General features: G+C 48.0%; 5 protein-coding genes and 1 pseudogene. 5 read left to right on the top strand and 1 reads right to left on the bottom strand.

Annotated elements, in window-relative coordinates:
- Window positions 1-308: 308 nt before the first annotated feature.
- Window positions 309-1040 carry a DUF4344 domain-containing metallopeptidase gene (locus ACXLHR_RS18360; protein WP_458792925.1) on the bottom strand — a complete coding sequence of 244 codons (732 nt, stop codon included), beginning with the start codon at window positions 1038-1040 and terminating at the stop codon, window positions 309-311.
- Between the two features lie 939 nt (window positions 1041-1979).
- On the opposite strand from ACXLHR_RS18360, the gene ACXLHR_RS18355 reads away from it, so the two are divergent.
- The 5 genes and pseudogenes from ACXLHR_RS18355 to ACXLHR_RS18335 all read left to right on the top strand — a co-directional run bounded on the left by ACXLHR_RS18355 (window position 1980) and on the right by ACXLHR_RS18335 (window position 8907).
- A complete protein-coding gene (locus ACXLHR_RS18355; RefSeq protein WP_458792924.1) occupies window positions 1980-3743 on the top strand; it encodes a hypothetical protein in 1764 nt (587 codons plus the stop codon).
- A gap of 300 nt (window positions 3744-4043) precedes the next feature.
- Window positions 4044-4634 (top strand): annotated as a pseudogene (locus tag ACXLHR_RS18350) (FkbM family methyltransferase); the annotation flags it as partial.
- A 477-nt stretch (window positions 4635-5111) separates the two neighbouring features.
- Window positions 5112-6467, top strand: a complete 1356-nt coding sequence (locus tag ACXLHR_RS18345; protein ID WP_458792923.1) for a GSCFA domain-containing protein — start codon at window positions 5112-5114, stop codon at window positions 6465-6467.
- 1209 nt (window positions 6468-7676) lie between these two features.
- Window positions 7677-8474 carry a RepB family plasmid replication initiator protein gene (locus ACXLHR_RS18340; protein WP_458792922.1) on the top strand — a complete coding sequence of 266 codons (798 nt, stop codon included), beginning with the start codon at window positions 7677-7679 and terminating at the stop codon, window positions 8472-8474.
- Window positions 8475-8538: 64 nt separating this feature from the next.
- Complete coding sequence (locus ACXLHR_RS18335; protein ID WP_458792921.1) at window positions 8539-8907, top strand: MerR family transcriptional regulator; 369 nt, start codon at window positions 8539-8541, stop codon at window positions 8905-8907.
- Window positions 8908-9075 lie beyond the last annotated feature (168 nt).

Below are 9075 nucleotides of genomic sequence, written 5' to 3'. Positions count from 1 at the left end.
CGGATATTATAGGCAAAGATGCGGGTAGCTTTTACTCCCCACATATCGGCTTTGGACTAACAAAAAGCCCTCGCGCCGAATTAACGATGCGAGGACCAATACTGATTAACTTCGCATTGTATACTCGATCCGAGTGCAACCTGTTAACCTGTCTTTTGGGACAGTTTATTATTACTCAAAGCAGTCGTTATCATATCGACGTAATTCGCAATAAACGGTAGTTTTTGGTAGGCGATCAAATATTCGATTGGCGCGCACGACGTTAACCGAGATACTCAAACAGTACCTCGGTTCGCATCAAGTTAAGATTATTGTAATAAATCGTACATGTTGCCAAGAAACTCTTCAAACTCCAGACACATTGTCATCGACTTCGTTTCACTGTCGTAATAGGCATTTGGCTCTCCACAGGTTTCGATAGATACTGGCAAGGTATAATCAAGACCAATATCCGCGTTTAGCGCTTCAAGTTCGGCGGTGATAACTTCGACAGTGAGGGGAGCTCCTTCTTCTACAGTTCCCAGAACAAAACTGCTACGCCCCGCATTTTCGCTTAAGCGATCGAGTAACACGCCCCAGCTTTTTGTCGCGACGTCATATTCATCGGCACAACGTTCCGCACGACCATCGGGCAATTCCATCATATCAGCCCATTCTTGACGTGCCTCAGTATCGCCGCCGTAGTAAATGCAAACCGTATTGAAGAAGCGGCCCTGGTCACTGCCGTGTGTATCTGCGTAGTCTGAAAAATCTTCAATCTCACCACGATCAACGCCTTCAGCTGCAAACAAATCTGCCGCTGCGGTGATCATCTGCATTGATGTTTCTGGTGGATACAGCCGCTCAACGATCATCACAGATGCAATGTCGGCACTTGGCTCGTTTGGCCCGTAAAGTGGAAGTCCTTCAAGATCTATCAACGCATGGCCAAGCTCATGATAAAATACAGTGAGCAATGTGTGTTCGACGAATGTGCTGCGTTCGTCCGCAGAGGCAGCTGTCCCAAATATCAACGCTGCAGTTACTAAAATGGCTTTCATGTTTCCCTCATTAATTCCGTTAAGATTTTCAATACAAATGAAAAATCCAAAAGTGTGGTATCCGTTTAGACACCTAAGTATTTGTGACTAACATCTGCCGGCTAACAAGCCGTTTTTGGCTAGTAAGATGAAAAATACAGCATAGACTAATTTTTACTCCGGATATTTATCCCAAAAACCACCCTTTATTGACTACTTTTCAATTACAGCCGCACCTGTCAAAAACGGTGGTTTTTGGAACGCCCAACCAGTCGCGACTGAACACAAACTACTCAGGTTATCAGCCAGACATCAGCGCAAGGCTTAGTTTCTTATGGAGTGAGTTTATGTAGAAATAGCTGACAACATTTGTTGCGACAGCGACGACTGTTTCGCGTTCAGGAACCACATGGATTACGCATATCCTGCAACTCAAACTCCCATTCCACCCGATCGACTGACCTCTGGCCCTCTGCCTGCTGCTGTCGGGCAATCTGAGTGGTAGTGATATGCGGGCCTGTGCGCTGTCCTTGATGATCTTTTGGGGCAGTGACGGGGAAACAGGAAATGCGATTGGCTAGCATTTTTTGGTTTTAGGTTGATCTGGTCGCGGACTCTCATGCAGACAGAGGCCCCAAAAAATCTCCTGTGAGCGCATCCGTGGTGTACGGCTGTAATTTCTAAGAAAATGCAAGGAGGCGCTGTGGGGTGTTATCTACGCGGTTACGATCTGCATGGCCCGTAAACAGTCGCCAATCATGTTTTGAGAGGGTGTGGCTCCTTCTTAGCAGGCTAACAAGCTTGCTTGTGACGATCAACAGCATCGGTATGCCCGAATGCATCACGCGGTAGCCATATCTTTTATACTGTTTGAGGTGGATTGGTGGCCATGGTAGCCATGAGGGAAGGCCACATTTGGGCCCAACAGATTTAAAGACGCAACAAGCAGGTAACAGATCAGTGAAAACGCCGTCATTTGAGAACGTCAAAAACTCCGTAAAATTGGTCATCTGGGATCTTGACGAGACCTTCTGGACAGGGACTCTTTCCGAAGAGGGTATTGCCACAATTGATGCGCATGTCGCGATGGTCCGGACCTTGGTGGATCGCGGGATCATGTGTTCGATCTGTTCAAAGAACGATTTTGTACAGGCACAGGCTGCGCTTGAGAAACTGGGCATCTGGGATATGTTTGTGTTCCCGCATATCGCATGGTCACCCAAAGGGCAGGCGATTGCCAAGATGGTGCAAAACATGGGTCTGCGCGACGAGAATGTCGTGTTTCTGGACGACAACCACTTGAACCTCGAAGAGGCTGCGTTCTTTAACAAGAGCTTGATGGTGGTCGAAGCCGTGGGCAATATGACGGGTCTGCTTGACCTGCCCGAATTGCGGGGAAAGGACGACAGCGATCATTCGCGACTCAAGCAGTATAAGGTGATGGAACAAAAGCAATCCGAGCAAGTTAACGGCGGGCTGTCCAATACCGAATTTCTGCGCCAGTCCGAGATCAAGATCCGCATTGTCACGGATGTAGAAAACCACATGGACCGAGTGTTAGAATTGCTGAACCGGACCAACCAGCTTAATTTCACCAAAGTGCGCGCCAATACCCCCGCCGAGCGCAATAATCTAGATGAATTGCTGGCCGTGTCGGGTATGCATGCCGGCCTTATCGAGGTGCAAGACCGTTATGGCGATTATGGCGTCGTTGGGTTTTTTCTGGTGCGTACAAAGTTTTCCGGCACCACCGTGCACCATTTAGCGTTTTCCTGCCGCACCTTAAACATGGGCGTGGAACAATGGGTCTGGAATTATCTGGACCGCCCTGATTTCAAGATTGCAGGCCCTGTTGCGAGCGATTTGAGCGAACCCGAGGTCGTAGACTGGATCTCCGAAGTCACCGATTTCGACACTGGGGCCAATCAGCTTGAGGAACGCCGCTTATGTTTGGTGGGCGGGTGTGATCTGTTGCAGGTGTCGTTTTATTGCGGGACCAACCGTGACGAATACGTCAACAAGCAGGACGATAAGGGTATGTTGGTGCGCTATGATGATGTGGGGTTTTTTATCAACCCGCGCGACATGGTGCTGAAACACAGCAAGGCGCTGCAACACTTTGTAGGCCACACTTATGCGGAAATGCTAGAACTGGACCGGTCGCTGGCTGCAGCGGACCTGATCTTACTTTCGATGTACTTTTCGGTCCCGTCGGATCTGCTGTTCACGTATGGCGGCGACGGTTTTGGCGGCAAATACTGGGCCACCATACCGCCGCGCCGGTTCAAAAAGCTGATGAAAGACCCCGATATTGCAATGCGTTTTGCCAAGGAGATGTTCCACCGCCGCCTCCCACTGGAGGAGCGGCTGGAACTAACTCGCCAGTCTTTTTTACATGCAGACACGCACCGGACACCCGGTGTGCCGCTGTTCATTCTGGGGTCGGCCACCACACACGGGCAACAGGCCGAACGCACGCTAGATATGCGATTTGCCTTTAACGCAATGTGCCGTGCGTTCTGCGACGCGCATGACAATACGTACTTTGTCGATGTGGACCGGTTACTGGACTCGGATGAATTTGCCGATAGCGACCATTATACGCGCACTGGGTATTTCAAGATCGCCGATTTTGTGAACAAACAGGCCGCACTTTTGACCGAAGGCCGTCCACCAAAAGAGAAAAACTCTGCCCCCGCCCAAAATGACACCAGTCCAAATTAGCTGACCACCCGCGTTGTGAGAAGCTCACAATAAACGGTGCGAAGAACAAAAAACCAGTAACCCATAGCTTTGGCACCTACGATAAACAATGATTGAGGGTAACGTGACAGTACCAAAGAATACCGCCTCTACGCATGCCATCCCGGTGACCTACAATGTTCTCTTAGTTGCCATCGCCGAACGTGCAAAAACTTGGTCCTGGCGGACCGCTGATCGGGGCGACACCTTGCAGGTTGACTTTACCACCCATGGGCCGATGCTGTTCGACATGACCACGCCTGAGGTGGCGGCACGCACTTTGGTTTCATCTCACAGTTTCTGTTGCGCATGCCGCGTATGACCCGTGTGGACGGGATAGAGATGAACCCCGGTGTTGCCGCCGCCGTGGCCGCGAACCACGCATTGAACCCCGATCTGAATCCCGGCACACGCTATCACATGCATTTGGCGGGCCTGTCAGATATCACCGCACTGGATCAGACCGTCTGGTACGAAGGCATGCACCTATCGTTTGAAAAGCATCATCGCTTTACCGAGGCCCAGCTTGATACATTATCGCTGTGCGACCTGATCACCCGGATTGGCACCATGCCCGGACTGATCAAGATCGACATCGAAGGCTTCGAAGGGCGGCTGGTCGATGACCTAAACACGTTACTCGACAGCCACAGGCCCAAGATCCTGTTGGAACTGCACTGGGACGAGATCGTCGAACGCCACGGCCATACACGGCGGGAAATCATGATGGCGTTCCTGTCGCGCGGCTATCACTGTGGCCGCCTGCAGTGGCATCAGAAAATGCCCAAGGCAGGTTTCATGCAAGAGGTGACAGTGGACAACCTGGATGAGATGCTCGACAGCAAGAAACATGCGATGTTCGCGTTATTCTGATCGCAAAGCTACTGCTCGCATCAGGAAACTTTTAACTCCGGAACATTAACACGCTCTACTGTGTTTTATTTAATAACAAACCAACCATCTCGGCACAAATTCTAGGATGAGACATTTGTTCTCTGTTTATTGACAGATGCGCTGCAGCTTTCACTACTGCGGAAGCCTCGCTGTGGCCGTTAGCCAATGCTTGATTATATTGATCTGTGATCGAATTTACCAAATCTTCCAAATTTATCCATACTTCTTGCATATAAGTTATATAAACTCCTATATTTTGCACGCTTATGATGTTTTATACGACACGAGGAATATTAATAAATGACAGTTTTTAAAACCTAACCTCTAAACTACGCGCCGGTTTTTCTCCAGCTTGCACTGTAAATTGTAGCTAAAAGTTGCTGATATATTCCGCGAAATTTTTGCTTCTTGGCGGCACCTGCTAAGTAATGAAAATTACTCTCAAAGGAACCCTAAATGGGCTACCACATCGAGCAGGTTTCTGCAAAAGAGGCATTTGGACGCGCGAAGACCAACGCGCAACGCAGGTACCCATCGCCAAAGGTTGGTGCGGACCGGCTTTATCCACTGGCATCTCCCCTGGGTCGGCCCTCGTTTCAGATTGCTGCGGATGAGACATTTTTCACAATCGGATCGTGTTTTGCACGAAATGTCGAAACTGCGCTGATCAATGCAGGTAAGCAGGTAAGCAGCCATGAATTGAACCTCGGCGTCATTGGTGACAGCCGTGGTTTTACGCCCAATTTCTTCAACAAATACTCGGTGCATTCGATCTACAATGATCTGAAATGGGCCCTAGAGCGCGACAGCTTTCCGGGTACCGACGTACTTTATCGTGTTGAAGGTAAAGATTGGTATGCGGACCTGCAATTGGGTATCGCCAAACTTGAATTCCCGATCGCAGACATCCTAGCATTCAGAAACCGTTATCTTGATGTATTGGCACGTGTAGCCACGGCTGATGTGGTGATCGTCACGCTTGGTTATGCCGAGACGTGGTTCGACACAAAGCTAGGGATTTACCTTAATACTTCGCCGCCGCTCGCCTTGGTCAACGCCGAACCTGAACGGTTCGAGTTTCGCGTGCTCAGCTATGAAGACGTATTGTCGTGCCTACACGACATCCGCGAGCTGCTGGAAAAACACATGAGCAAGCCTTTGCGCATGTTGCTTACGGTATCGCCCGTGCCGCTGCTATCGACTTTTCGCGATATGGATGTGCTGATTGCCAATACATATTCTAAATCCGTGCAGCGTGCAGCGATCGATGCCTTTGTGCGCGACACCACAAATATCGACTACTTCCCGTCTTACGAATTTGTGACGCTCTCCAATCCCAAAGCCGCGTGGCAAAGCGACGATTTCCGCCATGTCTCGCCCGACCTTGTGGCGCGCATAATGGACAGCGTAATGGGCCAGTATATTACCGGGCATGCGGTCGCTGGCCACGATGAAAATGCGCAAGAAAATATTGCAATCTCACTGCGACTTTTGAATCAAGCGCATGAATACGAGGCGCTGATTGCCGCCGCACAAGATGCCTATGAATTTGTGCATAGCCGCGCTGATTTGGTTATCCTTCTGGCGCAAGCCCATGCAAAAATAGGCGATCCTGCTACAGCTGCCGCACTTCTCGTGGCTGCAGACGCGTCGCCTTTATCAAAGGGTGGCCCGCTTGAGGCATTGATCGAACTCTCGCTTGTGATGGGGGGATTTGAGAGCGCGCGCGCCTACCTGCAACAACACGAGGCACGTTACCCCAAACGAGCGGCGTTTCGAAATCGTACGATGCGTAAGCATGGCATAAGCTGATCTATTACGTACCAAGCCATACCACGCGCCACGTAGATTTCGCAGCTTACGTGAAATGGACTAAATCAAAGGAATTGATGGGGTTGAACCTGTAACAGGCAATTCTGGAGTTAGCCTTCCAAAAACGCTCGTTATTGGAACATACGCAAAGCACCCCGATATTCGCCGCCAAAAGCCCCGTTCAAAACCTAAACTGTTCTTGAAGGTTTTTGGAACGGCGTCTAAGCATTCACACCAGTAGCCTCTGTTTTTTCGTAGATTGTAATCTATCGAAGAAAAAACGGGGGCGGCGATACACACTATCTTGTTCCTGTATACATTTAGTCATGACAAGTTAGCCGCTGTTAGCAATCTTGAAGAACATGTGGCTTTGGACTGCCCTGTTCACAGCTAATACTATAAAAACACCCCGCACCCAGCACGGTTTACCGTTCGATCCATCGCGCGGTGCATTGTATTTATATTTATTCAGCCGCAGGGCCTTCAAATAGCCTCACTGAACGCTCTTAGCGTCAATATGAACCCCAGCTAACCTAACCGCATAATATGCTCTTAGAGGGCTGATTGTGCCGCCTAATCCTCATTCATAGCGCTTAGCAACAAATACCGTTTTTTCGTAGATCTTCATCTATCGAAGAAAAACGGGGCAAAAAAACACACTATCTTGTTCCTGTATACATTTACTGACACGAAATTAGCTGCTTGTAACAATCTTCAATAACAGATGGCCCTGCCCTGCCCTGTTCATACTTAAGTCTATGAAAATACTAGGTATTCGGTAAGATCGCACCTTTAGCGTCTAAAACCATGGCATTCGTTTCGATCAGCTCTCTCTAGGCCGCAATCACCAAGGCTATAAAATCATCTAAGCACCCAGCACGGTTTACCGTTCGATCCATCACGCGGTGCATTGGTTTTCTGCCTGTCGCGGCCTTTCGCAGTATGCTCTGCATCTGCTTGCGATTTTCGCTGTTATCACAAGTCTTCTTAATTCTTAGAATCTTCTATCTTCATGGTAATTATGATCCTTATTATTATAGCTAATATTGCACCTATGGTTACCTTTCGCACCGCTTACGGTTACTTTTCGCACCGCCCTATGGTTACCTTTCGCACCGCTTACGGTTACTTTTCGCACCGCCCTTGCAGCACCATATTTTGCGTGTATTGTTACCTCTTCAAGAACGTATGTAACCATAAGATGGTACCATGGCTAAAAAGACGCATGAACTAACCGCCTACGCATCGGAAATGATAAAGCCGAATGAGCTAATAGAAATAAAAGGCTCTGGGGCTTTAACCCTACAGGACAGGAGGGTGTTCAACCTCCTGCTGAATAATGCATGGGGTAAAAGCATTATAGTTGCTGGTGAAGAGTTCTCGATTGCCACTTCACAGTTGAAGGCAGCAGGTCAGAATAATCAAAACTTACAGAGATCAATACGAAAGTTAATGACTACGGTGATTGTAACCGTTCGGGCTGACGGAACAAATATTGAGACCCAACTATTAGGTTCTAGAAGCATCACAACATCAGGAATTATGACCTACAGTTTTCCAAATCATCTAACTGGTGTGCTGAAAGACAGCAGCGTATTTGCAAAATTAGATTTGGAAGTCATGCGCTCTTTCAGCAGTAAATATGCGTTTGCGCTCTATGAAGCGATCGCCAGACGGATCAACTTAAAACACAAATTCAATGAGTACTTGGATATCGAGGACATGAGAGATCTGTTGGGTGTTGAAGCTGGAAAACTAGATGCATATCGCAACTTACGTATTAAAGCGATTGAACCAGCAGTAGCTGAAGTGAACGCCATAACGCCTTACCATGTAACGATCACACCTGAGAGCAAAGGTCGAAAGGTTGTGGGGTTCAAAATGTTTTGGCATGTCAAAGACAAAGCAGGTCTTATTCAGTCATACAAAGAACTACAGGCGGCAAAGGTTGGTCGGAGCACCAGACAAACCGGTTCAACGGAAACAATCATAGATTCAGAAAACTAGGGTTTCACTGAAACGGATAGTAAACAGTTGAAATCGAACGATTGGATACCGCAGGAGAAACATGATGAAATACACAGCAGGAACAGCGGCTAAAGCAGTTGGAAAAACTAAATCTACCATAACTAAAGCTATAGCTGGCGGAAAAATATCCGCAGTTAAGAATGATAGTGGTGCGTGGGAAATAGATGCGTCTGAATTACACAGAGTGTATCCCCCCTACCCTAGCGATACGGTAGAAATCGAACGATCCGATACACCTAATGAAACGTCTGGAAACAGTAAGGAAATTCAAGGTTTAGAGCGCTTACTTAAAGCAACAGAAGAGCAACTTGCAGACGTTAAGGCTGATCGTGACGAGTGGAGGAAACAGGCTAATCAACTGTTGATAAGCAACGGTACGACACCCCGCAAAAAGTTCCTTGGTATTTTTTAAACTTGTCATTCCTGCCGCTGGCAGGAAATTCAGCCCAAACCATTGATTTTACTATACATTCAAGAAAGCAAGAATATTACCTGCTGCTTACTAAACGGCCAAAAAATGATAGATTCAATCTAAGCATCAGAAAACAAACGATAGTTCATTTATCATAATGCACATTAT

The organism is Yoonia sp. MH D7 (assembly GCF_054439475.1).
This window is presented reverse-complemented; position numbering and strand designations above follow the sequence as displayed.